This window comes from Sphingobacterium zeae (assembly GCF_030818895.1).
In the GTDB taxonomy this organism is placed as follows: Bacteria; Bacteroidota; Bacteroidia; order Sphingobacteriales; family Sphingobacteriaceae; genus Sphingobacterium; species Sphingobacterium zeae.
In genome coordinates this window covers 3187547-3212777 of sequence record NZ_JAUTBA010000001.1, presented here as the reverse complement: position 1 = coordinate 3212777, position 25231 = coordinate 3187547, and the positions used below count along the sequence as shown (strand labels likewise).

General features: G+C 41.5%; 19 protein-coding genes. 5 read left to right on the top strand and 14 right to left on the bottom strand.

What is annotated here, in order from left to right:
* Positions 1-52: 52 nt before the first annotated feature.
* The 3 genes from QE382_RS13425 to QE382_RS13415 all read right to left on the bottom strand — a co-directional run bounded on the left by QE382_RS13425 (position 53) and on the right by QE382_RS13415 (position 2731).
* Positions 53-766 (bottom strand): hypothetical protein, encoded by a 714-nt coding sequence (locus tag QE382_RS13425; protein ID WP_307186340.1) that lies wholly within the window; start codon positions 764-766, stop codon positions 53-55.
* A 29-nt stretch (positions 767-795) separates the two neighbouring features.
* Positions 796-1542, bottom strand: a complete 747-nt coding sequence (locus QE382_RS13420) for a hypothetical protein (protein ID WP_307186339.1) — start codon at positions 1540-1542, stop codon at positions 796-798.
* 229 nt (positions 1543-1771) lie between these two features.
* Positions 1772-2731 carry an alpha/beta hydrolase family protein gene (locus QE382_RS13415; RefSeq protein ID WP_307186338.1) on the bottom strand — a complete coding sequence of 320 codons (960 nt, stop codon included), beginning with the start codon at positions 2729-2731 and terminating at the stop codon, positions 1772-1774.
* 487 nt (positions 2732-3218) lie between these two features.
* Between QE382_RS13415 and QE382_RS13410 the strand changes: the two genes are divergently transcribed.
* The 3 genes from QE382_RS13410 to QE382_RS13400 all read left to right on the top strand — a co-directional run bounded on the left by QE382_RS13410 (position 3219) and on the right by QE382_RS13400 (position 5686).
* Entirely contained in the window at positions 3219-4019 is an 801-nt protein-coding gene (locus tag QE382_RS13410) for an SMP-30/gluconolactonase/LRE family protein (protein WP_307186337.1), read from the top strand.
* A 188-nt stretch (positions 4020-4207) separates the two neighbouring features.
* Positions 4208-4645 (top strand): response regulator, encoded by a 438-nt coding sequence (locus tag QE382_RS13405; protein WP_307186336.1) that lies wholly within the window; start codon positions 4208-4210, stop codon positions 4643-4645.
* 156 nt (positions 4646-4801) lie between these two features.
* Positions 4802-5686, top strand: coding sequence for an SDR family oxidoreductase (locus tag QE382_RS13400; RefSeq protein ID WP_307186335.1), 885 nt, complete (start codon positions 4802-4804; stop codon positions 5684-5686).
* A 102-nt stretch (positions 5687-5788) separates the two neighbouring features.
* On the opposite strand, the gene QE382_RS13395 is transcribed toward QE382_RS13400, so the two are convergent.
* From QE382_RS13395 to QE382_RS13365, 7 genes are all read right to left on the bottom strand, one after another.
* On the bottom strand, positions 5789-6034 hold the full coding sequence (locus tag QE382_RS13395; RefSeq protein WP_307186334.1) for a sugar-binding domain-containing protein: 246 nt from the start codon (positions 6032-6034) through the stop codon (positions 5789-5791).
* Positions 6025-6249 (bottom strand): hypothetical protein, encoded by a 225-nt coding sequence (locus QE382_RS13390; protein WP_307186333.1) that lies wholly within the window; start codon positions 6247-6249, stop codon positions 6025-6027. The genes QE382_RS13395 and QE382_RS13390 overlap by 10 nt, the downstream gene beginning before the upstream one ends.
* Before the next feature lie 4 nt (positions 6250-6253).
* Entirely contained in the window at positions 6254-7189 is a 936-nt protein-coding gene (locus QE382_RS13385; RefSeq protein ID WP_307186332.1) for a hypothetical protein, read from the bottom strand.
* Positions 7190-7238: 49 nt separating this feature from the next.
* Positions 7239-8867 (bottom strand): RagB/SusD family nutrient uptake outer membrane protein, encoded by a 1629-nt coding sequence (locus tag QE382_RS13380; protein WP_307186331.1) that lies wholly within the window; start codon positions 8865-8867, stop codon positions 7239-7241.
* Positions 8868-8879: 12 nt separating this feature from the next.
* On the bottom strand, positions 8880-12017 hold the full coding sequence (locus QE382_RS13375) for a SusC/RagA family TonB-linked outer membrane protein (protein ID WP_307186330.1): 3138 nt from the start codon (positions 12015-12017) through the stop codon (positions 8880-8882).
* Between the two features lie 27 nt (positions 12018-12044).
* Complete coding sequence (locus QE382_RS13370; RefSeq protein WP_307186329.1) at positions 12045-14909, bottom strand: glycoside hydrolase family 31 protein; 2865 nt, start codon at positions 14907-14909, stop codon at positions 12045-12047.
* A gap of 182 nt (positions 14910-15091) precedes the next feature.
* A complete protein-coding gene (locus tag QE382_RS13365) occupies positions 15092-19102 on the bottom strand; it encodes a hybrid sensor histidine kinase/response regulator transcription factor (RefSeq protein ID WP_307186328.1) in 4011 nt (1336 codons plus the stop codon).
* A 208-nt stretch (positions 19103-19310) separates the two neighbouring features.
* Between QE382_RS13365 and QE382_RS13360 the strand changes: the two genes are divergently transcribed.
* Positions 19311-19610: a hypothetical protein gene (locus tag QE382_RS13360; RefSeq protein ID WP_293957520.1), complete on the top strand. Its 300-nt coding sequence runs from the start codon at positions 19311-19313 to the stop codon at positions 19608-19610.
* 360 nt (positions 19611-19970) lie between these two features.
* Here the strand turns inward: QE382_RS13360 and QE382_RS13355 are convergent, their stop codons facing one another.
* Together QE382_RS13355 and QE382_RS13350 are read right to left on the bottom strand one after the other, a co-directional pair.
* Positions 19971-20672 (bottom strand): HAD family hydrolase, encoded by a 702-nt coding sequence (locus QE382_RS13355; protein WP_307186327.1) that lies wholly within the window; start codon positions 20670-20672, stop codon positions 19971-19973.
* 23 nt (positions 20673-20695) lie between these two features.
* On the bottom strand, positions 20696-21184 hold the full coding sequence (locus QE382_RS13350) for an NUDIX hydrolase (protein ID WP_307186326.1): 489 nt from the start codon (positions 21182-21184) through the stop codon (positions 20696-20698).
* A 143-nt stretch (positions 21185-21327) separates the two neighbouring features.
* Here QE382_RS13350 and QE382_RS13345 point away from each other — a divergent pair, with 143 nt between their 5' ends.
* Entirely contained in the window at positions 21328-22905 is a 1578-nt protein-coding gene (locus QE382_RS13345) for a Na+/H+ antiporter (RefSeq protein WP_307186325.1), read from the top strand.
* 30 nt (positions 22906-22935) lie between these two features.
* Here the strand turns inward: QE382_RS13345 and QE382_RS13340 are convergent, their stop codons facing one another.
* On the bottom strand, positions 22936-23202 hold the full coding sequence (locus tag QE382_RS13340; protein ID WP_293957524.1) for a hypothetical protein: 267 nt from the start codon (positions 23200-23202) through the stop codon (positions 22936-22938).
* 151 nt (positions 23203-23353) lie between these two features.
* Complete coding sequence (locus tag QE382_RS13335; protein ID WP_307186324.1) at positions 23354-25231, bottom strand: RagB/SusD family nutrient uptake outer membrane protein; 1878 nt, start codon at positions 25229-25231, stop codon at positions 23354-23356.

The window sequence follows — 25231 nt, the reverse complement described above, 5'->3', positions numbered from 1 at the left end:
AAATTAAGTTTAGTTTTTTTACATATTCCACGGATAAGATCTTTATCGACAACTATAAAATTAGACGTATAATTTTCTTTTCCTCGTCAACCGAATAATTCAACTTTTTATGAAAATATTGTTCAAAGATCGCTGAGACATCAATATAAGGATCTTTCACATCACTTACACTTCCCCCCGAGCGGCGAGACATGCCTTGATTAATGATAGTTTTTATAAATTGGGGCTTCCTTAAGGATTTTGGAGCTTTGTCGTCGGTACTGTAGGCCAACAAAAGTTGGCCATCCCGATCAAAAGCACTATTTACCGTATAGTATGAACTAGCGTCAACGTATTTTCTCTCCTCCCGACAGAAAATTTTCGATTTATCGTAATTAATAAAGGTGACGCTCCCCTGAAAAAATGGATTGTTCGGTTTTTCTGGATTGAGTTGGTAGTGTTGCTCCGCTAGTGCAGAAATAAAACATACTGTACCTGATCCAGCCTTTAAAAACACTTTCTTATCGCTAACGAAACGTTTACTGAACGCAAATACACCACCATTGCCCAGCTCATAGATTTTACCATTTGATTCAATTCCAATAATATATCCTCTCGCGACAAATTCCTTTTGCCACCAACCGAAAGTTTTTCCGATAAAAAATAAGGGGATTAAAAAAGGCAAAATAATAAAAAATGGACCGCTTTTTTGAAATGATACAGTACGCTGTGTTTCCTGCTTATTTTCATTTTCCCCTCCGTCAAAGTTGGTAAACTTCTCTCCCATTTTCTATATGATTAGTTTAATAAAAGTAACTACTCAACGCCCTTGAAAGACATAATGACGCCAGAATATTTATCATGGTCCGCACCAATATATGAAAGATCTATTCTTGATAAATCTTTATTAAGGGCAGCTTCTTTGAATAGTGGATAATCCATTCTCTCGATATGGTTATTCCAATCTTCATCGGTTGTTGGTTTGATTGATTCCAAATCTTCCATTTCAAACATCGCACGATCTGTCATTTTTTTTGACCGTTGAACAAAAATTGTATCTCCTTCTATCTTTAGAATTTTAACCCAACCGCCTGGCAAACCTTCGATATTATTTCCTTCAGCATCAGTAAAAAAACTTGCTCCATACAGCTGTCCCACTTGTAATTGTCGAGCCGACTTCACGAGCTTACCCTTTTCATTACTGTATTTTTTACCATCCAAATTTAGTTTTATACCGTAAATGATAGAGCCGGCAATCGCTATTGAGGCTATCATCAAATACCCTTTCCATAGTTTAATATAGGGGATTTTAAGTGTCTTTTTAAATTTCTTAACTTCCTCTTTTATTTCGGGTGAATAATTTCGAGCGTGGATGACCTGTCCGTTTTGATCCACTAAGCGCGACATCTTTACCAAACCTCCACCAATTGGGAATCCTAAAAATTTGGTTGCTGGTGTGATGATATTAAGATTAAAATTTTGCGGTATTGTCTCATTTTTTAATGTAGCTAAAATATTTTTACTCCCTAGAACGTACTCGTAACGCGTATAAATGAAAAGCATAAATTGAATGAATTATAAATACTAAAATACCAAAATTAAGAAAAATCTCTATTTGTAACAATCCTGTATCAATTAACTTATTAATACAGAAACTAATAAATTTATTTTTTGACTAATTGACTTACAACCATGTCACTTTTCAACTATTTGAGAGCGTAGTAGGCCATCCCGTTGAGAGGTGATGAAGCTGGTAGCTATTGGAGCCACATATTGAAAAATCGGCGGTCAATTACTGCAGATGTTCGCAAAGGAAACGTTTTATTTCTGCAGCCACTTGACGATGCACCGATCTTCTGTTAATAGTCTCGTGATCGCAATAAAAAGTCGGTTCTTCGTTAACTAAATAGGATTTTCCTTCGTTTAAAAAAACATAATGCCCCGTTTTGACTGGCAGTACGCTATATTTTGAGCCTTTCATAACCTGACTATATTTAAGCGCATTCGATGCCAGCGGAGCAATGGAATCATCTGCAGCTCCAATGATTAAAACCGAAGATTTTTTGCTTTGTTTTTCTTCCGAAAGCCCCAGTCCCAAAGCTGGTGATAAAGCTATGTTGACTTTAAATCGACTATCTCTTAAATTTCCTGGCACTTGGTTGCATGGAATTTTTTGTATGAGTTCTTGAAGATCACCCAGCTCGGGAACAACAAATTGTTGGCGATTTTTCACTATAGATGCTTTTATCTTGAGTTTATCACAATCAATTTTAACGCCAGCAAGTGCTAAAGTGGTGTAGCCTCCCAACGAAAATCCGATTCCCGCTATCTTATTACTGTCTATGTAACTATGATAAACAGGATCTTTAAGCAATGATGAAACTAGAAAGCTCATATCCAGCGGCCTATCCCAATAACGCACGAAGTTCTCAGGAATTTTATTATCGATGGTATTTCCCCAATGATCCGGAGCTATCACAAAATATCCATTTTTTGCTAATTCAATTGCCAACCATGATAAGCTATATCGATTTCCTCCTGTACCATGAGAAAGTACAACCAATGGATATTTCTTTTGTATAAATTTTGCATCTTTTACTGTAGGTGGTAAAACAAATGGTAGTTGCGTATCTTTAATATTTGTATCCGCTGTTGGATACCAAATTTGGGATCTCAAAGTTCGCCCTCGGGAATAATCAGTATAAGTAACCTGCCGCTCTCCTACGTTTGTAAAAGGCGTATGATAAATCATTATAAAAAAACTTAACAAAACAATACTAAATGGAATAGTCATATTTGGCACTAGTAATTTTTGAATCTTAATAATTGAATTAGTAGATTGAACATCTATACAATTCCCAAAGTTACCACAGATGTTATACTTAAGTCAATAGTTATATTTAACCATATAAATAAAAGTCGTTATTTTACTCACACACGATTTTTATATCGCTGCTAAAGAGAAACTTTTCCCATAAAAAAATAAAGGCTATATTGTATCTGATTATTTAACATTATACCTGATCATTCGACCACATTAAGATATAATTTCTTTAACAAGTATATCAACATGGCGCTTACTTTAATGGTGGAACTATAATTGATAATAATAATTTGAAATAATAAACTTCATTATGGAACATTCAGTTAGTTATTGCAGGTCCTATCACACGTTCTTATTCATCCTCTTTATGTTAGGAGGGATAGACATAAAAGCCCAGCTATTTATTCAAGACAGCTTGAAATTAATATCTCGGGATTTTAAATTTACAGAAGGTCCCGCCGTGGATCGAGATGGGAATATTTATTTTACTGACCAACCAAATAACAAAATCTGGAAATACAGCACAAACGGTCATCTTTCGTTGTTTAAAGATTCTTCAGGCCGTGCAAATGGACTGTATTTTAATCATCTGAATCAACTACTGTCATGTTCGGATGAGAAAAACGAAATTTGGTCAATAAGCATGGATGGCAACATTACGGTCCTGCTATCAGATGTCGATGGAAGAAAATTGAATGGCCCAAATGACCTGTGGGTGGATAAAAAAGGAGGTATTTATTTTACAGATCCCTATTATCAACGTGATTATTGGGATAGAAAGAAACCAGAGATAGCGGGGCAAAAAGTATACTACCTTCCTTTCGGAAAAGGAACGAAGCCAATTGTGGTGGCTGATGACCTAACTAAGCCCAACGGAATAGTTGGTTCGGCTGATGGAAGATATTTGTATGTAGCAGACATTGAACGAAATAAAACGTATCGGTATAGGATTGATGCTGAGGGTAAATTAAGTGGGCAGACAGCGGTCATAGAGCAGGGCTCTGATGGACTTACCCTAGACAACGAGGGAAATATTTACCTCACTGGAAAAGGTGTTTCTATCTATAGTCCGAAAGGTGTATTGATCGGACATATTGAGATAAATGAACCTTGGACATCGAACGTGTGTTTCGGAGGAAAAGAGAGGACTGATCTATTTATTACCGCATCAACAGCAATATATTGTATTCCAATGCACACAAAAGGAGTTAATTGAAATGAAACCACTGCCCTAAATTAAATATTTATCTATGTTTTAGATTTCATTGAGTTAAATCCATTTAAAAAAGTTTCCTAACAAGACTCTTAGAGTTAAAGTACTTGAATTACCGGTGATTTATACGTTCGACGGTATTAAAGGCATATGATTTGCGTCTCTCCTAAGAATTAAAATTGCCTTTATGGATGGAAAGTGAGGCCGATGAGGGCGCTAATTTTATTTCTACATTATCTATTATGCAAAACAAAAAGTACATGGAAGCTAAACGAATAATGATTTGTGACGATGACGAGGGAATACTTGAAGTTCTCGAGCTATTTTTAGAATTGGAAGGTTACGTTGTCTTACCTGTCGCCAATAGCACCCTATTGATTGAGCAGATAGAAATGCATACACCAGATTTGCTTCTACTCGACCTTTGGATGCCTTTGTTGTCTGGCGATCAAGCGTTAAAAATAATTCGTGAAAACGATAAAATAAAGCATTTGCCTGTTATAGTGCTTTCCGCTAGCGTTGATGGCGCAACCATAGCCAATGATAATGGAGCGGATGGCTTTATAGCAAAACCTTTTGATCTAGATAACATTAAGGTGAATATTGATAGAGTGATGCAAAGGCAATAAATAAGATAAATCCTCCATTCTTTTTCGCATTACATTCTTGCACCCCCTAAAAGATCTTACTAGCGACGTAGGTGCATTATAATATAGTTTTTATGAACGATTTCATTATAAGAATTGTTCACAAAACAACAACTATACAACAAAAAAATAAAAAATATGTCACAGTTTAAAGATCCACACACAAAATATCCTACACCACCTTTCCCAAAACAAAAACAGCAGGTTCCTGGAACGGAAACTGCTATGAAACCACAAGCTGATCATGGTGAAAAAACTTATGTTGGCAGTGGTAAGCTTAACGGTGCGAAAGCTGTTATTACAGGCGCAGATTCAGGTATTGGCCGAGCCATTGCGATCGCTTATGCGCGCGAAGGTGCAGATTTGATAATCAGCTATGGCTATGATATCGAAGATGAAGATGCAAAAGAAACTGCTCGCCTCGTAAAAGAGGCAGGTCGTAAAGTTATTTTATCCAAAGGAGATCTTCGTGACGAAAACTATTGTAACCAGCTAATAGACTGCGCGTTATCTGAACTTGGAGGCATAGATATCTTAGTCAACAACGCTGCTTACCAGATGGCGCATAAGACACTCGAAGCGTTGAAGGCAGAGGAATGGAATCGTACTTTCGAAACGAATATAAGAAGTATGTTCTATCTATCAAAAGCAGCAGTCCCTCATATGCAACCTGGAAGCTCAATCATAAATACAGCGTCTGTTAACTCGTATCATCCAAGTGCGGTTCTTTTAGACTATGCGGCAACTAAGGGGGCTATACAAAATTTTACAGCGAATCTCGCGCAAATGCTTCTACAACAGGATAAAGGTATTCGCGTAAATGCTGTAGCTCCCGGACCCGTATGGACGCCGTTAATACCTTCGACTATGCCTGAACCAGAAAATTTTGGCAAGGAAACCCCAATTAAACGACCAGCACAACCAGCAGAGATTGCCCCAGCATATGTTTTTTTGGCTTCCGAAGATAGCAGTTACATAGCAGGTGCCACATTAGCAATAACTGGAGGGAAAATTGCGATATAACTAAATCACATGATGTAATTTAACGCACTGAAAGTATGATTGATGCGGACAGTGCGTTAATAGTTTTTGATTACATTCACATTTTTTACATGGTCGTTGTTGCTATTTACCATCCCAGTATAAATAAGGGGAAAGCTCATATTCGAATCCGATATAACCATTGGGTCTTTTTCCCAAGAAATGCTCATTGATCCAGACTTCACTGTTTTCGTATACACCTTCGAATGCAATAAATATCCGTTGCCCTCGCTCAGCCTGAGCCAGCTTAAACGTTTTTTGATACCATCCTACGCCACCATCGAGGTAAGCAGCCCCGCTACCTGCGGGGATGTTTTCTCTCAATGGCATTTCGATACTCCAGTCATGTATAGATCGAGCTTACGCCAGCCCTCTCCTTTTCGTCCATTGCTATATTGCTGGCTGCTGTCCCGTTTAAACCACCAGCCCCCATTAAAATCAATAACCTTTCTGGACTGTCCACTTAAGGAGCCCGCGGTCGCCAATAACAGGAAGAGCAGGATCATTATTCGGCTATACCCAGTATCAACTAATTGCTTCAGCATACATTTATGGGGTCTCATTGTTATCTTTGGCATCTCCGGTCAAACTCTGCTTGTAGGCCTTGCTGATAAAATTAAAGGTCAGCATAGCTGCTCCGTCGTTCGAAAGCACCGCATCCCGCAATACCGCCAGTTGCATCGTATTCTCGGTCAGTGACATAATTCGTACATCACCCCAGTCGACAACGATCCCATCTTGCGGCTTTCCATGTAAAGGGGAAGCCCCTGTCATACGGATGGTTTTCTTTTCGGTATCGATATTAAAAGTCCCCTTCTGAACTTTCCCCAGCATAGCATGATTCACGTTGATGTTTGCACCGCCTTTCAGATCAAAAGTCATACTTCCATAATCTCCGGCAGGCATAAGCCAGCTATTGCTTTTCCAATCGGGTTCCCAGCTCCAGCTATCGCTGTTTAAAGGCGCGGCTGTTTTATTGATGCTTCCCCACCAGTCACCGGTGCCGTAAAAATACATTGGACCTTTAAAGTAACGGGATATGCCCTCAGCATCCAGATCGAGGTACCATGTTTTCTCTTCCCCTGCCCCGCCCGTCAATAAGGTCCAGGTCTCGTCACTGATAAACTCGGCATACATCTGGTCGATTTTAAATGTCACTGGCTCACCGTAGACGATACCACCACGCGTCTCGACACCAAATTTTACCGTGTACTCACCGGGAAAAGGCATTTTCAGGGTTACCTTTTTCTCCTGACTCCGTCCTTGGGGATGATCCCACAATGGGGTGTATTTTGAATCCATCAAGCTGGTTAAATACACAATATTGGGATTACTGGCGTCATGTTCAACGGTAAAGGCCTTTCCCTTCTCCAACTGCGCCGAAGTGACATCGATGTCTCCCAGTGTATAATTCTCGGGAGAACAAGCTCCAAAGAATACCATCGCCGCAAAAAAGCAGATGGCATATGTGAATATCTTTTTCATGTTTGTCTAGTTATAATTCAACCAATAGTAAGTCCTGGTATACCTGTGTTTAGTTCCATCCAGCATTTTGTTTCAGTACACCATTGGATAAGGTAATCTGCTTGTTGGGTATTTGCATAAATCCTTTCGTTGTCAAAAAACGCTCTTTAGTCACAGTGACCTTCTCCGGCACAGATCCACTGAGCACATCTTCGGTTGTTTCCAGTGTAGCGGCGGCGTTATTCAGCCCCTGCCGCAATACATCCCAATAGCGGATACCTTCAAACGCAAATTCAAATTTTCTTTCCTTCAGAATATTGTTTTTTGAAACTGCTAGCGGCACAAAATTGGTCTTATACGCTCTTTTCCTTACCTCGTCAAAGTATTTCTGTGCGTTTGCGGAACCGAGTTCTGCCGCCATAAGCAAGACATCAGCGTAGCGGATGACAAAGTAATCCTGGTCTTGGGACAGTTGCATATCCTTATCCCCTCCAGTATTGGTGGTGCCGTCCGGCAATGCCGTGGGGGCGTATTTTTTGATGGTGTAACCTGTATACTCACGCTGGTCTTTCAGGTCAAATCCCGTGATATTCTCGCCATCGATATCAATAATTGAGGCAGTTTTGCGCGTATCCTTGTTGTCAAACTCATTGAAGAACTTTTTGCTTACCGTACATGCCCCCCATCCTTGGCCATAAGGCGACCAATTTTTACCGCGCAAGCCCAGAAAGACGACCCAGCGGTTGCCATCAACATAACCGTTATAGTTCGATGTATTGTTGAATTTCTGTGCAAATACAACCTCAGCATTTCCCTTACCGGCATATTTGGAAATATCTAGCGTATTATTGCTTGCATTGGGGATATAACTCGCTGCCGGCCATAGATTTTTGAAATCTGCCACCAGCGCAAACTGGCCGCTGCTGATAACTTCTTCCAGTCCCGCCAGGGCTTCTGTCTTGGAGACACCGATATCTTCACTGCCATAATAGCCTGCATAAAATAGATAAACACGGGCCAGTAGCGCTTTGGCAGCAAATGGAGTTGCCCGACCATCATTGGTTGCCGCAGCTGACTTCGGGTAAGCGGTTGCTGGGATATTGGCAGCAGCAAATTTAAGGTCTGAAACAATCAGTTGATAAATCGCTTTGGGGTCCGACTGTGGAATATTCTCATTGGTCGGGCTCGTTAGCAAAGGGATGTTTTCGAATAGACGGACGAGATCAAAGTACATGGTGGCCCGCAGGAATTTCGTTTCCCCTTCGATACGTGCCCGCGCTGTTGTGTTGCCTGAAAAATCAGTACCGTCCAATTTTCCCAATAGTGTGTTGCAGCGAAAAATTCCCGCGTAGTAATCAGACCAGGTACCATCAAAGATATTATTGTCCGATTGGGACTGCGCAATATCAAAACGGTCTATTGCCTGAAATGCGCGACCGTCTGTTGTACCTGTTCCGCCAAAACAATTGTCGGCGGCCACCTCTGCTGTCAGATAGAAAGACTGGCTCCCATTGGAGGTCGTCCGTTGATAACCATCATAACAGCCGACCAGAGCCATGTCAGCATCGGCTACGGTTTTATAAAAATTGCTTTCCAAAACGCTTGTCATCGGTTCGACATCCAAAAAACTGGATGAACATGATCCTAAGATTAAGGATCCAAATAACATGGAATGATAGATATAGCTCGTTTTTTTCATGATTTCTTGTGTTTAGAATTTAACATTTAGGCCAAATAATACAGTCCTTGGTCTTGGATAGTAACCGAGGTCGATACCCGATACCCAACCATCGGTTCCATAACCGATCTCAGGATCCATCCCATCATATTTGGTGAACGTAAACAGATTTTGACCTTGTACGTAGAAGCGGATCTGATTGGCATACTTCCATTTGATCAGCTTCGATAAGTCATAGCCTAAGGTCACATTGCTAATCCGAAGGAAGTCTCCATCCTGAATATAAAGGTCTGAAAACTGCCAGTTGACATTAGTTTCCGTAACACGGGGAATTGTACTGGAAGTACCCTCTCCCGTCCATCGCTCTAATATTCGTGTGGTATAGTTTGCCTGTTTATTGGCATGATTGCGGTAAGACTGTACAATTTTGTTGCCCAGGGAGCCGTAGGCATTGACCGAAAAATCAAATCCTTTATAATCTAGTCCAATATTAAATCCATAGGTGAAACTAGGCATGCCTACACCCAGATTTGTTTTATCCGAGGCATTGATAATACCATCGTTATTCTGATCTACATATTTCACATCGCCGGGTTTTACATCCGCTTGAAGAATACCTTTCCCGGCTGTTTTCCAGGCATCGATCTCGGCTTGGCTCTGGAACAGACCGTCTGTTTTATACCCCCAGAAGTAACCAATGGGCAGGCCGTTTGCGGCACGATAAAATTCTTCCGAATTATCGTATAACATGGCTGTCTGTCCGTGGATAATTCCATCTTCAGTCGGAATCTGTCCGACCTTATTTTTGTTGTAGGCACCATTTACCCCAAGACGGTATTTGACTTCATTGATCCTGTCCGCCCAATTTAGTCCCAATTCTACCCCCGTATTCTTCACATCACCGCCATTGATAAAAGGAGGCAACGTACCGGTTGTCGCCAAAACGGGCGCTGTAACCAGCCAGTTCTTCGTCTTTTTGACATAAAAATCGGCCACAACATCCAGGCGGCTGTTCGCAAATTTGGCATCAAATCCAATATTAGTCTGTTCGGAAGTTTCCCAGGTCAGATTCGGATTGGATAAACGGCTCGGATAAGCCCCGGCGATATTATTGTTACTCGTTCCAAAGACATAATGTGCTCCGGGGTTGGACGATGTAATGCCTGTTGAGGTACTGATGGGTGCCGCATATTGAAAATCAGCGATATCCTGATTACCCACTTGCCCCCATGAAGCACGAAGTTTAAAGAAGTTTACAGCCGCTAAATGTTCTTTAAAAAACTCTTCCGAAGAAATTACCCAGCCTGCCGATACCGAAGGAAAATATCCCCAGCGATTGCTGCGCGAAAATTTAGAGGATCCATCTGCACGCAATGTAGCATTCAACAGGTACTTTTCCTTATAGTTGTAGCCCAGCCGTCCAAAGTACGAGACCCTACGCGTGATGTTCTCTGGTTTTCCAGACACGGTACGCGTTTCGACAACATTACCTTTTTCGTCTAGGTGTGCCTGGCCTGTGGTATTGTCCAGGTAAGCATGTGCAAAATCATTGAACTGCGAAAGCAGATTCCAGTTGGACCCCGAAAGGTAAGTTCCCTGGTAACGTAGCGATTCCATACCAACCATAGCTGAAAAACGATGATCCGTATGGATATCAAAGTCATAGGAAGCCGTATTTGTCCAAGTCAGCGTATGACCTTTGCTCATGTTCTGTGAGGTTGTTGTATGATCTTGGTTGTAGGTGTAGATGGAGAAGCGGAATAAGGGCGTAAAACTTCTGTATTCTGAAGCATAATAGTTGAATCCCAGCAATGACCGGACCTTCAAGCCTTTGATCGGCTCGATCTCCGCAAATACATCCGCCAGTAATTTTTGGCCATCATTGGCGTTATTCGAATTGGTCATCATCACCCCATATGGATTGCTGTCCCCATTGTACCAAGGTGAATTGGAGGTATCATTGAAAGGACTTCCGTACAAGCCATTGTCCGAGTACACCGGTGACAAGGGCGAAGTCGCAAAAGCACCGCGTAAGGTATTATTGTACTGGTTGCCTACACCGATGCCCCGATTTTTGATGTAGTTAAAGTTAAGGTGCTGACCTATTTTCACAAAGTTATCGAAGAGTTTATGTTCCGAGTTCGTACGGAAACCATAACGCTGATAGTTGGAAACATCTTTACCACCGACAATCCCCTCCTGACCAATATAGTTCATCGATAAGGCGTAGGTGGATTTTTCATTGCCGCCAGTCAGGGCAACATTGTAATTGTCCATTTTTGCATTATCCTTAAACATGTAATCCATCCAATTGGTATTGGCCAGACCGTCCATGCTGTTAAAATCAATAACCCCAGCCCCCGAATTCAGCGATTGCTCATTCATGATCAGCTTGTACTGATCTGCATCCAGCAATTTTGCTTTACGCGAAACGTTCTGAATGCCTGTATAGCCATCAAACGACAGCACATTTTTTCCCGCAGCGCCCATTTTAGTGGTGACCAGAATAACCCCATTGGCAGCCTGCGAACCATAGATGGCGGCCGAAGCCGCGTCTTTCAATACGTCGATAGATTGGATATCGGCCGCATTTAAGACCGAAATATCCCCTCCCGGAACGCCATCGATGACGTACAAGGGGCCTGAATTGCCAATTGTTCCCAGCCCCCGTACGACCACCTTCATATCTGCTCCCGGCTGACCGGAAGTTGATGTAATGGATACACCCGGTGCTTGCCCCTGAAGCGACTGCAGCGGGTTTAATTGATTACGTTTCTGCAGTTCTTCACCCTCTACCTTCAAGTTGGCTCCTGTATTCAGTTTTTTCTTTTGTACACCGTAGCCGATAACCACCACTTCTTCAAGATCGGAAGCTTGCGGCTGCAGGCGGATCACCATATTGGGGCCAGTCACTGTAATTTCTTCGGTTTTGTACCCCACGTAGGTAACGATCAATACTGTCCCTGTGCTGGCCTTCAGTGCAAACTTGCCCGATTCATCACTGCTTGTTGAAATCTTCTGATTCTTTACTTTGATACTCGCTCCCCCGATCGGCAGTCCTGAATCAGCCGAAACAACCGATCCGGTAAAGGATTGTGCCCAGACCAAAGAGGTTACGCTGGTCATGACAACGACGGCCATGCCCCTGCTCAACAATTGTTTGCTTATCATATCTCTTGATTTATAAATTGGTTTTTATTATTTTAATTTGACCTGCAAGGCTTTACCGGCATAGGTTACCACTGTGGGTTTTGCTGGTGAAACATCCAGTCCAACGGCGTTGCTGTCGCTGACAAAAATGAAATTGAACTTTCTTTTGGTCAGCATGCCATCGAAATCACCCTGACGGTTGGCCACTGACAGCGTCTTTGTCGAATTGTCATAACTGAAATCAATGCGACTATATTTCCCTTTTTCATAATTATAGTTGCTTCCTTCGTCTTCATAGAGTGAAAAATGACCGTTTGCTCCCGCATAGACATAGACATCCAGTACATCCGGCTTTTTCTCGGCAGTATATTGCATGACCGGTCCAATGGGCAATATTGCTCCGGCTCTGACATAAACAGGAATACGTTCGTATGGTGTTGCAATAAGCAGATCCTGCCCGCCTGCTACCATCTTGCCACTGTATAGATCATACCAGCTGGTTCCTTTTGGAAAGTGTATCTTGCGTGAGCTCGCACCTTTTTCAGTGACAGGACTGATGAGCAAAGATGGTCCCCAAAGGTATTGGTCATTGCGGTCGAATCCATCTTTGTCCTGAGGGAAATCCATGGCAAGTCCACGTATCATCGAATAGTCATCAAAAAAAGTCTTTGCGGCAAGACTATAATTATAGGCCAGTAATTTATACCGTAGATTGATCGCATAGATCATGCTTTTATAGGCCGGATGATCCACAGGAGCGATATTATACGGCTCGCGGTAGGGATATTGTCCATGCGCCCTGAATAAAGGCAAGAATGCCCCGTATTGGTACCAGCGGCTATTCAGCTCGCGCCACTCCTCCAAGTCCGCCGCATCAGGTTTGTGAAACCTGTTTTCAACCAAAAAGCCACCTGCATCCATTGTCCAATAAGGTGTACCGGACATCGAGAAATTGATGCCCCCGGCAATTTGATCTTTCATGTCATGCCATCTCGAAGCAATATCGCCGCTCCAGGCAGCCGCCGCATAGCGCTGCTGCCCTGCAAAAAAGGATCGCGTCAGAATAAACACCCGTTTGTTAGGATCTGTTTCACGCTGGCCCTCGTAGATACCCTTGGCATTTTGCAAAGGGAACACATTATAGTAGCGAACAGATGATCCTATAGCTGGCTGAAAGACCGATTTACGCTCGTCCAGATCAATATTGGAGTGAATATCTGGCTCACTCGCATCCATCCACCAGGCATCGATCCCAATTTTGAAAAGATTGTTGTCCAACAATTTCCAGAACCCGTCGCGTGCCGCTTTGTTGAAAGGATCATAAAATGTCGAGGTATAGCCCTTTCCGATCCAATCTTTACGGCCGTCATAAATATTTCGCGGATAGATCCATTTGTTTGCTTTAAATTCTTGGTATACCGATGACTCTTCATTGATTTTGGGCCAGGCCGAAATCATGATCTTAAAGTGCTGATCATGCAGCTTCTTCACCATCGCCTGAGGATCTGGAAAACGCTTTACATCAAATTTCTGGCTCCCCCAGTCATTTTCAGTCCAGTAAGACCAATCCTGCACAATATTGTCGATCGGAATCTCGCGCTTACGGAATTCAGCTGCGACCGCTTCAATTTCCGCTTGCGTCTTGTAGCGTTCCCTGCTCTGCCAAAATCCGAAGCTCCAAAGCGGCATAATCGGTGCCTTGCCGGACAAGTGGCGATAACCTGCAATGACCTCATCCATTGATGCGCCCTGTACAAAGTAATAATCAATGGCATCTCCAGCTTCTGAATTAAAGGAAAATACGTTTTTACGCGCTTCTGGAATGGGGCTCTGCCAGTTTAAGGTAAAATAAGATTCGCCCCCATCAGGTATCCATTCCATTCGGATCTGGTGGATCTTATCTTTCTGCAGGTCCCTTTCAATCTCAAAGGTACCTGCATTCCAGGATTGCCGCCAGCGGTCGGCGACCTGCTCCCCGTCAATCCAGACTTTCATATAACCCGAATATTTAAAATGCAGCACATGTTTGCCTGTGTAGGGCGAAGAGAAGCTTCCGGCATAGATGACCTTACTTTCGGCCAGATTTACGCCCTTTGGAAACTTATGCTGATCTGTTAGGTAGCCATAGTCAATGATTGATTCCGGTCGGGATAGATAAACCTCTTCGCCCTTGTTCCGATTTACATAGGTTGCTGTGAGCCACCCCGGTTCACCTTCTTTTGACTGCAGCTTAAAAGCATTTAGGGGCAATAACGGCCGCACGTCGCCCGCTTTTGTAATGGAGTAATTGTGCCATAAAATACCATAGTTATTGGTGGACAGTAAAAAGGGGATTCCGATTTCGGTATTATATTGCAGCAGCGAAACCTGTTTTCCGCGGTTATAGTTCATCACCGCATTCTGATGTTGGCCGAGTCCATAGATCCCTTCTTCCGCATTGACAATAAAGTCTTGGTTAATGTGATAAAATGCATCACCTTGATAACTATTGGCTAAGAAAGAACTTGAATTCCGCTTTGCTTCTTTAAAGATGGATTGCCCCTTAAGATCAAAAAATTCCACTTTACCATTTATCAAGGAAACCACTGTCTGCATATTGGCCGTTTGTACATTTACCGTCGAGTCGGTCGAGCTTACCGCAAGCGATTTTACTTGCCGGCGCAGTGAATCGACGATCACTAAGCTTGTTTGTCCTGGTAAGGCTGCACCAGCCGGAACAGCTGTGACACGCACAATCTTGTCGGTCACGACATCCAAATAAATATCCTGATCAATGGAGGTCTCCGAATTTTTGAAGCTGACCTTAATACCGGAAGGCATTTTTTCATAATGAGCTTTATTGGTTTGGCTAAATCCCTGCTGCACGATTGCGAAGAGCATCAAACCACTTAAAGCGTACGTTAAGTTGCGCATTTAAATAAGATTTATTGGTTATTATATTCCCTTGGTTATTACGCGTCCTTTCCTATTGAAAGAACAGATCAAATATAGAATGCAACCGGTTGTATAAGGGGTATGTTTTGTTAACTTTTAGGGGTTATTTTGTTAACTTGTATGGGAATACTCGCAGGCGATATTACCTATAAACCTTTTATTTACAAGCTTTTTCGATAGAAAGACGGCAAGTTGCCAAATGCAGATTTAAAATATTTGCTGAATTGTTTCGGATTTCCGAATCCTACTTCATAAGCAATTTCAGCCATCGATAATTTCGAGTTCTGAACCAGATGCATGGCACGTTTGAGCCGAATATGTCGGATGTATTCCATCGGTGAATAGCCTGTGATGGCTAGCACCTTTTTATAAAGCCCTACGCGCGTGAGGTTCATTCTTTTGGCTAGCAGTTCGACAGAAAGCGAAGAGTCGCTGAGATCCTGTTCAATTTCCTTTACCAGCATACGGATAAACTGTTCATCAGCAGATACGATATCGGGCTGCGCCAGATTAACATTAATCTGTTTTTTATACCGTTTTACCATTGTCTGTTGTTGATGGAGTATCTGCGCTAATTTTGAACGTAGCAGGTTAATATTAAAAGGCTTGTTGATATAATCTGTAGCACCCGACTCCAAGGCTTCCAGTTCAATTTTCTGATTGACTACGGCCGTTACAATCAGCACAGGGATATGGACCAGCTTGGCCTGGGCCTTTATAAACCGGCAAAATTCCAGTCCGCTTTCTCCAGGGAGGCTGAGATCGGTGATGATCAGATTGACCTGTTGCTTGCTTAGGATCAATTTTGCATCATTGATGCTTTGCACAGCGTGGATTAGGTAGGCTGAACTCAGGCTCCGCTCCAGGTAATGGAGGAAGTCGATATCATCTTCGACCAATAAAATAGCGGGTTTATCCTGCTTATTGCTTTCGACAGGATCGACACTCGCTTCGGCCTTATGTATGGGTAGCTGAACTTTAAAAATCGTCCAGTGCACATTGCTGCTCAGCGCGATAGTTCCGCCCAAGAATTCGACATAGTCTTTAACAATAGAAAGCCCGATTCCCGTACCCTGATTCAGTTTTCCATTGGGCACATCCAGTTGCATGTAACGTTCAAATACGCGGGCTTGTAGGTTTTCGGGAATCGCTGTACCCTGATTTTGAACTTCAATACGCAGCATCTTTCCTGTTTCGTGTTCAGTGACTTCGGCATTGAATGCCACAATGCCGGATACCGGGCTAAACTTGATCGCATTTGACATCAGATTGAAAATAATGCTTTCCAATTTGTTTTTGTCAAACCAGGACAGATAGGTGTCTGGAGCGATATTGACCTGCAGCGAGATCTGATTGCTTTGCGCTATCCCCGCAAAGGCATCAAGCATTTCGCGGATAAATCCCATGAGGTCCCCATACGCTTCGTTCAGCTCAAGCTCACTTTTCTCCAATTTTCTAAAGTCCAGCAGCTGATTGACCAATTTAAGTAGACGGTCTGCATTCTTCTTGATTAAGTTTAGGTCGGCTTTTTTTTCTGGATGCTGCTCTTCATCCAGCAGTTGCTGCGCCGGAGTTAGAATCAAACTGATCGGAGTTCTGAATTCATGACTTATATTGGTAAAGAAACGTGTTTTCAACGCATCCAGTTCCTTTGCCTGTGCAGCCTGTTCCTGGGCGAGGTAGAGTTGATTGCGCGTCTTGACACGTAGTTTTGTCAAATAAAAATAAGCCCATAGGACGATCAGTACCAGGCTGGCATAGAAAAGAAAGGCCCAAGCCGAACGCCAAAAAGGTGGCTGTATATCGATTGTTAGGAGCAGCACGCCCTCAGACCAGCTATTCGAATCGATGGCGTGCCGAATATACAAATTGTAGCTTCGGGTGTCTAGATTGGTGAAATTGGCGCGCAAGGTTGCCGGTTCAAAATCAAACCATTCATCACTTAGACCAGCAAGCTGATATTGGTAGAGTCCATTATGCTGTTGCAGGTAGTCAAAGGTAGAGAACTCCAGCGAAATGGCATTGAGGTTGTAAGGAAGACTCAGTTCTTTAAGATTATTCAGGGCTTGATCGTAAATGACCCGGCCCGAAAATTCCTCACCTACGGCTATCCGCTTGTTAAATAAATAAAGATTGGACAAAAGCGGTAAGACCAGTTCACTTTCGCTGCTAATTTTCTTAGGGTCGATAAAATTGAATCCCTTTGGGCCACCAAAGACAAGTCTTCCGTCCCGCATTTTTAAAGCGGCGTTTTCATTGAATACATTCCCCTGAAGGCCTGATTCCCGTGTAAAATTGCGGATGATGAACTTCTCGGCCTGCCCTTTGCCGACAATCGCCGACAGTCCTTTGTTTGTTGAAGCCCAGATTCCCCCTTGATTATCGACCAAGAGCGCTAGGATCGCATCGTCGCTGAGTCCATCCTGTTGTGTGAGATAGCTTACTTTTGTACCGTCGATTACATGCAAGCCCTCTTGTGTTGCTACCCAAATACGACCAGTTTTGTCCTCTTTAATATCATAAATCAGATCATTCATAAGTTTCATGGGCGAACTGGATGTATTCATATAGCTAATCTTGTCGTCGGGAGCCAACAATGCCAAACCTGTCGCTGTGCCGATCCAGAGCCGTTTTTTTGAATCTTCAAACAAGACAGAGATATAATTGCTGTTAATGGTTTGTCCCTGCCGAGTATACGCTCTCGAAAACTGTTCTGTCTGTTTATCAAACAGGTACAAGCCAGCACTTAGGGTTCCTATCCAAAATCGATGTTGACTATCCTCGTAGATCTCCCATACACTATCGTCATTCAACTTTCCAGGAGCCGAGTCACGGTGGAAAACCTTAAAACTTTTCCCGTCAAATCGACACATACCACCTCGATAAGTTCCTATCCACAGCCTGTCTTCCGCATCCAGCAATAAGGAAACAATCACGTTGCTGCTCAAACTGTTGGGATCCTGAGGATCATGCAGGTATTGCGTAAAGGTTTTCTGACTGAGATCATAATAGAGCAATCCCCCACCATTTGTCCCAATCCAGAGATTACCCTTTCGATCCTGTACAAACTTATTGACATCGTCAAAGGGAAGTGATTTGGGAAGTCCAGGATAGTTCTTGACTAAGGAGAATAATAACAAGTTGGGATGATAATAACTGATGCCGCCTTTGTATGTTCCCGTCCAGATAATACCTGACTTATCCCGATATAAAGCCGTTATGCTATTGTAAGGTAGGCTTCGTAAATCATATTTATCGTTACCGATGATTTGCACACTTTTTGTTTTTTTATCATAAACATTGATCCCACCATGGTCAGTTCCTAGCCAGAGGTGCCCTTGATCATCTTGCACGATATTGCCTACAAAAGGATTGGACAGTTCTTTTTGGAGGTGTTGAATTGAGCCATCTTTCGGGTCAAGCCAGTATACACCAATTGGAATGTCTTTTGAGAAAACCCATATCGCACCTTCCCGGTCGGCAAATAGATTATAATTTACCAGCTTATTGCTGATCGGCAATAGGCTGGTTTTGGTACTTCGCAATGATTTGGTATCGATGTGGCCCAACAGACCATTTTCGTAGATCACCCAGATCGTGTGCCCTTGACCAGCTATCACATCAGCGATTCGGTTGTTTTTGGTCAACGACGGTACAGTACGATAGGTTTTCTTTAGACTATCGTACAAGATCAGCGAACGATCGCTATACAATAGTGCAAAGATCTGCCCTTCCAGCTGTCTTATCGTATGTACGTCTTTGACGGGCAACTTTAAGCGGGTCAGTATGGAATCAAGCTGCTGGATGATAATACCTGAGCGCTGATCATACACATTCATCCGGTTGCTGGTACGAATCCATACATTGCCTTCTGGTCCCTCAAAGATTGCGGAAATTGCATTTCCACTCAGGCCGGTACGTTTATTGGCGGAATAGCGAAAATTTGTGAATTGCGTCCCATCAAATCGGCTCAGACCAGATTCGGTACCAAACCAGAGGTAATTGTACTTATCCCTGAGTGCACAATTGACATGATTATGGACCAGGCCCTGATCAGAGGTTAAGGTTTTAAACGCATAGGTATTGACCTGGCTCCAAACTGAAGATTGCCCTAAGAAAAGGAAAAGAAAGAGTTGGAGATAAGCGAATAAAAAAGACTTAATCTGCTGCATTGGTTATCATCTCCCCAATGATACAAAAATTGAGTAAATACAGCAAATCTGCTGTACGATTTCAGCCGTGTAACTCCTACATTGACTCATTTCTATGGTTTAAGACGGGATAATGTCAATCTTGATGTGTCATCTCTGGTAACATCAATTTAAAGTTTTTTGAACAATTTGAATTGAGGAACTGTTCAACTAATAAAAGATTAGAGCAATGTATACACGAATTGGATTAATGATCACTGCAGCAGCAGGTGTTGCTGCATTTATTTACAGCCGCTGGAAAAAACGATTTGTAAATATCAATACGGAGAAAGAACATCAATACGAAAAGAGCAATCTATCCTCTCCACCTAAATGGTACAATCAGATTAAAAACCTACCAGACGTAGACGCTACAGATATTGTTTCATTGCAGTATGCTAATTCACCCATATCTTCCAAAGGGAATGAGATTGTACACAACCTCGTTCAACAGGTGCCCTACCACCAAAAAGGGAAAAGGCATAAATAGGAGGATTACGTTAATGAGAATTAAAAGGGCCTCTAAATCTCGCTTCAAAACCGACTTGCCTACTTTGATCGTTTCTACACCGACGATATCTCTTAATTTTAGAGGATCTATTGTTAACGGATTCCGATTCAAAAAAAATAAGAAAAAATTGAAAATGATTACGTCTCTAATTTTTTCTATGTGACCGGTTAATAATGTTTTCAAATAACAATGAAGTATCTTGATGGTTATTTGAAAACATTAAAACGACCAATCTAGAAAAGGAAATTTAACTATTGAATGGCGGCGATATTGATTGTGTCTTTCAATTTAAAAATAATGTGATTTCACAACAGAGATTAGCGATATCTATATCTTTAACTAAAGCAAGATTGGTAGCAGTTGATCTAAACTGTCTATCTGTAGAAAACTACGCCGCTTTATTTCATTGCTTGCTTGTTCATGGGACCACGTTACGTGATACGGAATATGTATTGCCTGTGCACCAATTTCCAAAACGGGTAAAATATCGGAATTTATTGAATTTCCTATCATCATGAAATTCTCAACCGGACAGTCAATTTTGCTTAACAATTTCGTATAATCCTCACTTTTTTTGTTACTCATAATCTCAACATGATGAAAATATTTTTGAAGAGGCGAATTCTTCAACTTTCTCTCCTGATCCAACAAATCGCCCTTCGTCGCTACAATCAATTTGTAATGTGCACTAAGTTGTACCAAAGTATCCTCTATGCCATCCAATAATTCAATCGGCATTTTTAATAAACACTGTCCAATTTCTATAATTTTGTTTACTGTGCTCAAAGGCAGTTGGCCAGCAGAAATACGGCTGGCAGTTTCTATCATACAAAGAATAAAACCTTTTACGCCATATCCGTAAAGCGACAGGTTGTTCATTTCCGTCTTAAATAGTTCCTGTGAAATTGCATGCTGCGGAAGATAGTTCTCCAGCAGTGCGCAGAAATCATGTTCTGCTTTTTGAAAATAGGGTTCATTTACCCATAATGTATCATCAGCATCAAAGGCAATGATTTTAATCGCGTCTTTATTAACAGTCATTTTTCTTACTCAATTAAAGCATTCTAAATAAGCTTAGTATTACTATACTGCTCCCATAGTCCCGTCAAGTTCAAAGCTGAGTCATAGGTAGCATTAAGGGCGAAATGCTTTTTCTTTCCCACATAATCATAGATATAGAGATCGGTTATTGGCGTCGGAATAGCGGATAAATCCGCCGCTGAAATCCATTCTAAATCTCCTTCATCACAATACGGTACATCGACAAATTCGATGTCTGATACATATACATAACTGATCCAGTTGTAATTAACTGGAGAAGTTTCTGTCAAAATACCACAAAACTGTTTTGAAGTTATATGGATACCTGTTTCTTCGAAAACCTCTCGCTCAACAGCTGCATCCGGATTTTCAAAGGGGTCTATTTTTCCACCAACAGGAACGTACATATCCTTGTTAGGTTCTTTTAAGCGTCTTAATAATAGGAATTTATCTTTATTTCTCAAGATACATAGTGTTGCGACTCGTTTCAAACCGATCACTTCGTTCTCCATCTTTTTTCTGTTTCTAACAAAAATAGGAAAAGATGCGACAGTCTTCAAGAAATATTTCTTCCAATTTTCAATAAGCAGATCAGCCCTCTTTTATTAAAGAATTTTGGAAATTTGATTTATATTTATATACCTAAACTTTATATATGTTAGAAAATTTTGAATTCTATCTATTTGTACTCCTATTGATCACGATGCTGATCTTACTGGCGAGAAAAATTCAGGTTGCCTACCCCGTTTTACTTGTATTAGCCGGACTTGTAATTAGTTTTATACCAGGAGTTCCTGCTATAAAAATAGAGCCTGAATTAATATTTATTATTTTTTTACCTCCACTTTTGTACGAGGCTGCTTGGTCAACTTCATGGAAAGAACTATGGCGATGGCGTAGGATTATATTTAGCTTTGCCTTCGTTGTAGTCTTTTTTACAGCCTTATCGGTTGCCGTATTTGCTAACTATTTTATCCCGGGATTCTCCTTAGCACTTGGATTTTTATTGGGAGGAATAGTATCACCGCCCGACGCAGTTAGCGCTGGTGCAATTTTAAAGTTTGTAAAAGTACCTAAAAGATTGGCTTCCATTCTGGAAGGTGAAAGTTTATTAAACGATGCTTCCTCATTAATAATCTTCAGATTTGCAATGATCGCCGTAGCGACAGGACAATTTGTATGGTACCAAGCTGCCGGAAGCTTTATCTGGATGTGCGTTGGCGGTGCAGCAATAGGGCTTGCAATCGCATATATTTTCCTTAAAATGCACAAACTTTTGCCCACCGATTCAAATACAGATCTATTGCTAACTTTCATAGCGCCTTTCTCCATGTATTTGATCGCAGAACAACTTCACGCTTCCGGCGTTTTGGCAGTGGTAAGTGGCGGATTATTTTTATCCTATCGCAGCCACGACTTTTTGAGTAGCGCATCCCGAATTCGCACCGTAACGGTATGGGAAAGCTTCTGCTTTTTATTGAATGGTATTGTCTTTATGCTTATCGGATTAGATTTACCTGAAATTGTTTCGGGATTGGGAGATACCGATATTTCTACCGCGATTGGCTACGGTGTAGCCGTAACAATAGTCCTTATTATGGTCAGAATTTTCGCTGGATATGCTGCGGTAATCACCACTCTAGTAATGAAACATTTCATAACAGTCGCCGATACCCAATCACCAGGTTGGCACACCCCAATGATTATTGGCTGGACCGGAATGCGTGGCGTAGTTTCTCTGGCAGCAGCTCTTTCCATTCCCTTAACAATGACCGATGGTACCCCTTTTCCACAGAGAAACCTTATTCTTTTTATCACATTTGTCGTTATTCTCTTAACCTTAGTCGTTCAAGGATTAACACTCCCTTTTATATTAAGAACAATCAAATTAGTAGATAGAGATTTTGTCCGAAGCGAGAAGGAAATCGATTATGAAATTCAGAATAGGCTAGCTCAAGTTGCTGTCGATAAAATTCGAAATGACTACGCCGACAAAATTGAAAATTTTCCGACCTTAAAGGATCAGTTAGATAAGTATGAGAATCAATTGCGGAGCTCTGAAATTATCATCAATTACGCAGAATATCGCAAAATATATATTGACATTCTTGAAACTCAACGTATGTGGCTGATCAATAAAAATCGTGAAGAGCTTCTACTAGACGAAGAAATTATTAAGAAGCACCTTCGTTTATTGGATCTTCAGGAAGAAAGATTAAATATGAAGAGCTGAGTCCCTTATAATAAGGCTACTAAATTAATGTTAATCTTCATCCAGGTAAATATCATGAACGACAAATTTAATATGTCTGTTGAAAACAATCATATCTTCAACATCTTCAGAATCTATAGGATAAAGCGTGTCAATCCCTCCCTCATCCAACAGTTCCGAATCTGGTATAAGTTCAAAAAAGGTGACTCCATTAACAACAGACAGTTCCTCCACTTTGATATAAGAAACATTTTGGCTTCTCCAAAGTACCAAAATATCAGTAGAAAATAACTGATAATTACTCGCTTGATTTGACATTGATGCAAATTAAGAAAAAAAGTGGCGCAATTCACCAGTCCAAAAAAAAATTCAATGTCTGAACTAATTGTAAAACAAATTCTACTGCTTTGCAATCATCCTAAAAAATAACGTTAAAAAGGCCTCCATTTATAATGAAGACCTTTCTGAATTAATATCCGGGATTTTGAATTAACTTCGTATTTCTATTAATCTCGTCCCGATGTAAAGATGTAAAATACATCTTGTCATCCCAATTTCGGTTTTCGATTCCTGGATCAATATCCGATACAACATATTTATAGGTGTAACTGCTTGGATCATATTTATATTGTGTCACACTTTTGCCTGCCTTAAGCGTTCCAGTTATATTGATGATATTTGCCTTCCGGCCGATTGTTTCTGCAGCTATCATCCAACGTCTTGCGTCAAAGAAGCGATGCTCCTCATAAGCTAACTCTACACGACGTTCGTTTCGATAGCGTGTTTTTAACGCCGCTCCACTTTCACTACTAGGTATTGGAGGCATTCCAGCTCTAAACCGAATTTTATTCATCCATATTTTAGCCTCGCCTTCCTCACCTAACTCCAGACATGCCTCGACGTAGTTTAATACCGCTTCCGTATAACGAAACATCGGCCATGGAATACGTTGTCTTGTATTTTGGTCTTCCATTGTAGGATCTGGATCAGTAAATTTACGGATATAATAGCCCGTTCGGGAGCCATTCCAATCTTCAATAGGGCTCTTTCTTGTGTCGAGACCAAAATGTGTGGTTTTTTGACCTTGTGCATTAACAACCTCATATTGCCCCGTCTGAATCTGGTTTACCTTATCCCGGGCGGCAACATCAGCTGTTCGAGGTTTCCAGTCTGCACCATCATACAATAGAGTTGCCTTCAAACGCGGATCACGATTTTGATAAGGATTAGCTGACATAGTTGGATTTGACCAATCGAACTTTTCACCCGCAATCGTCTCGTAATCATCTACCAACAACTGTATTGGCGTATTTCCAGCCCAATTGTGGTAGCCATTCGGTCCATTGTCGCGACCTACCCAACCACCGCGTTCATCTTTTTCATCGATAAAAAATCGCCCCAAAATAATGTCTTTCGCTGCCGTAAAGTCAACTGCTTTACTCCCCCCTCCTAAGGAAAGAGCCATGTAATTAATCGCTCCATCAGCAGCCGAAGCAGGCTGATTTAAATCAAGTTTATAGGCAAATTCGCTATGATCAATGACAGCCTTGGCAGCGGCCTTTGCTTTTGTCCAACGATCTGCTTGATTACCTGTGGTATACATTAGGTATTCTGGGTTTTTATATCCTGCTAATAATGTAGATTTTGATTTTGCTTTATTTGCATCGTGAAGGTCACTAGCGGCATACAACAAAACTCTTGATTTTAATGCCAGTACAGCAGCTTCGCTCGCCCGTCCTTTTACTTGAGATGCCCCTTTCAAAAGCTGAGCCGCGTTGTCAAGATCTTTAACTATGGCATCGACACATTCTCCATAGGTATTTCTAGGAACCATGTAGTCTTTATCGTTCAGCGTATAGATCTTATTATCGATCGGTATTCCGCCATAGTAACGTAACAACTGCTGATAATAATAAGCACGTAAGAAATAGGCCTCCCCTAAAAGTTTATCTGCCTTTGTTTTATCAAATTTGGCTTCTGTTAAATTAGAAATCGCAATATTAGTCGCCCGGATGCGTGTATACATGCGCCCATATTCATAAGTTTCCATAATATAGCCCTGATCGGCAGGATTCGAGCGCGATTCAGTAACTGTATTTATTCCCCGGTTTGGATGGGTGAATAGTGCTTCATCTGTCATCGAAGCCATTTGCTGTTCATAAAATCCACCTACTCCAAATCCATTATAAATTTCAGTCACAAAAGCTTCTGATAAGCCCGCGTCTGACCACACCACCTCCTGTGGCACTTCACTAAGTGGCTTTGTACTTACAAAATCGTCATTACAAGCGTGTAATGTTACAGATAATACAAGTAGCATGAGTAATATATTGGTAATCTTTTTCAT

Bases quoted from the DNA above. Each gene is read 5' to 3' on its own strand.
- QE382_RS13350 (WP_307186326.1), bottom strand. From the start codon at position 21,184: ATGGAGAACGAAGTGATCGGTTTGAAACGAGTCGCAACACTATGTATC.
- QE382_RS13425 (WP_307186340.1), bottom strand. From the start codon at position 766: ATGGGAGAGAAGTTTACCAACTTTGACGGAGGGGAAAATGAAAATAAG.
- QE382_RS13360 (WP_293957520.1), top strand. From the start codon at position 19,311: ATGTATACACGAATTGGATTAATGATCACTGCAGCAGCAGGTGTTGCT.
- QE382_RS13420 (WP_307186339.1), bottom strand. From the start codon at position 1,542: ATGCTTTTCATTTATACGCGTTACGAGTACGTTCTAGGGAGTAAAAAT.
- QE382_RS13340 (WP_293957524.1), bottom strand. From the start codon at position 23,202: ATGTCAAATCAAGCGAGTAATTATCAGTTATTTTCTACTGATATTTTG.
- QE382_RS13390 (WP_307186333.1), bottom strand. From the start codon at position 6,249: ATGCTGAAGCAATTAGTTGATACTGGGTATAGCCGAATAATGATCCTG.
- QE382_RS13415 (WP_307186338.1), bottom strand. From the start codon at position 2,731: ATGATTTATCATACGCCTTTTACAAACGTAGGAGAGCGGCAGGTTACT.
- QE382_RS13345 (WP_307186325.1), top strand. From the start codon at position 21,328: ATGTTAGAAAATTTTGAATTCTATCTATTTGTACTCCTATTGATCACG.
- QE382_RS13365 (WP_307186328.1), bottom strand. From the start codon at position 19,102: ATGCAGCAGATTAAGTCTTTTTTATTCGCTTATCTCCAACTCTTTCTT.
- QE382_RS13355 (WP_307186327.1), bottom strand. From the start codon at position 20,672: ATGACTGTTAATAAAGACGCGATTAAAATCATTGCCTTTGATGCTGAT.
- QE382_RS13375 (WP_307186330.1), bottom strand. From the start codon at position 12,017: ATGATAAGCAAACAATTGTTGAGCAGGGGCATGGCCGTCGTTGTCATG.
- QE382_RS13405 (WP_307186336.1), top strand. From the start codon at position 4,208: ATGGAAAGTGAGGCCGATGAGGGCGCTAATTTTATTTCTACATTATCT.
- QE382_RS13370 (WP_307186329.1), bottom strand. From the start codon at position 14,909: ATGCGCAACTTAACGTACGCTTTAAGTGGTTTGATGCTCTTCGCAATC.
- QE382_RS13380 (WP_307186331.1), bottom strand. From the start codon at position 8,867: ATGAAAAAAACGAGCTATATCTATCATTCCATGTTATTTGGATCCTTA.
- QE382_RS13400 (WP_307186335.1), top strand. From the start codon at position 4,802: ATGTCACAGTTTAAAGATCCACACACAAAATATCCTACACCACCTTTC.
- QE382_RS13335 (WP_307186324.1), bottom strand. From the start codon at position 25,231: ATGAAAAAGATTACCAATATATTACTCATGCTACTTGTATTATCTGTA.
- QE382_RS13385 (WP_307186332.1), bottom strand. From the start codon at position 7,189: ATGAAAAAGATATTCACATATGCCATCTGCTTTTTTGCGGCGATGGTA.
- QE382_RS13395 (WP_307186334.1), bottom strand. From the start codon at position 6,034: ATGCCATTGAGAGAAAACATCCCCGCAGGTAGCGGGGCTGCTTACCTC.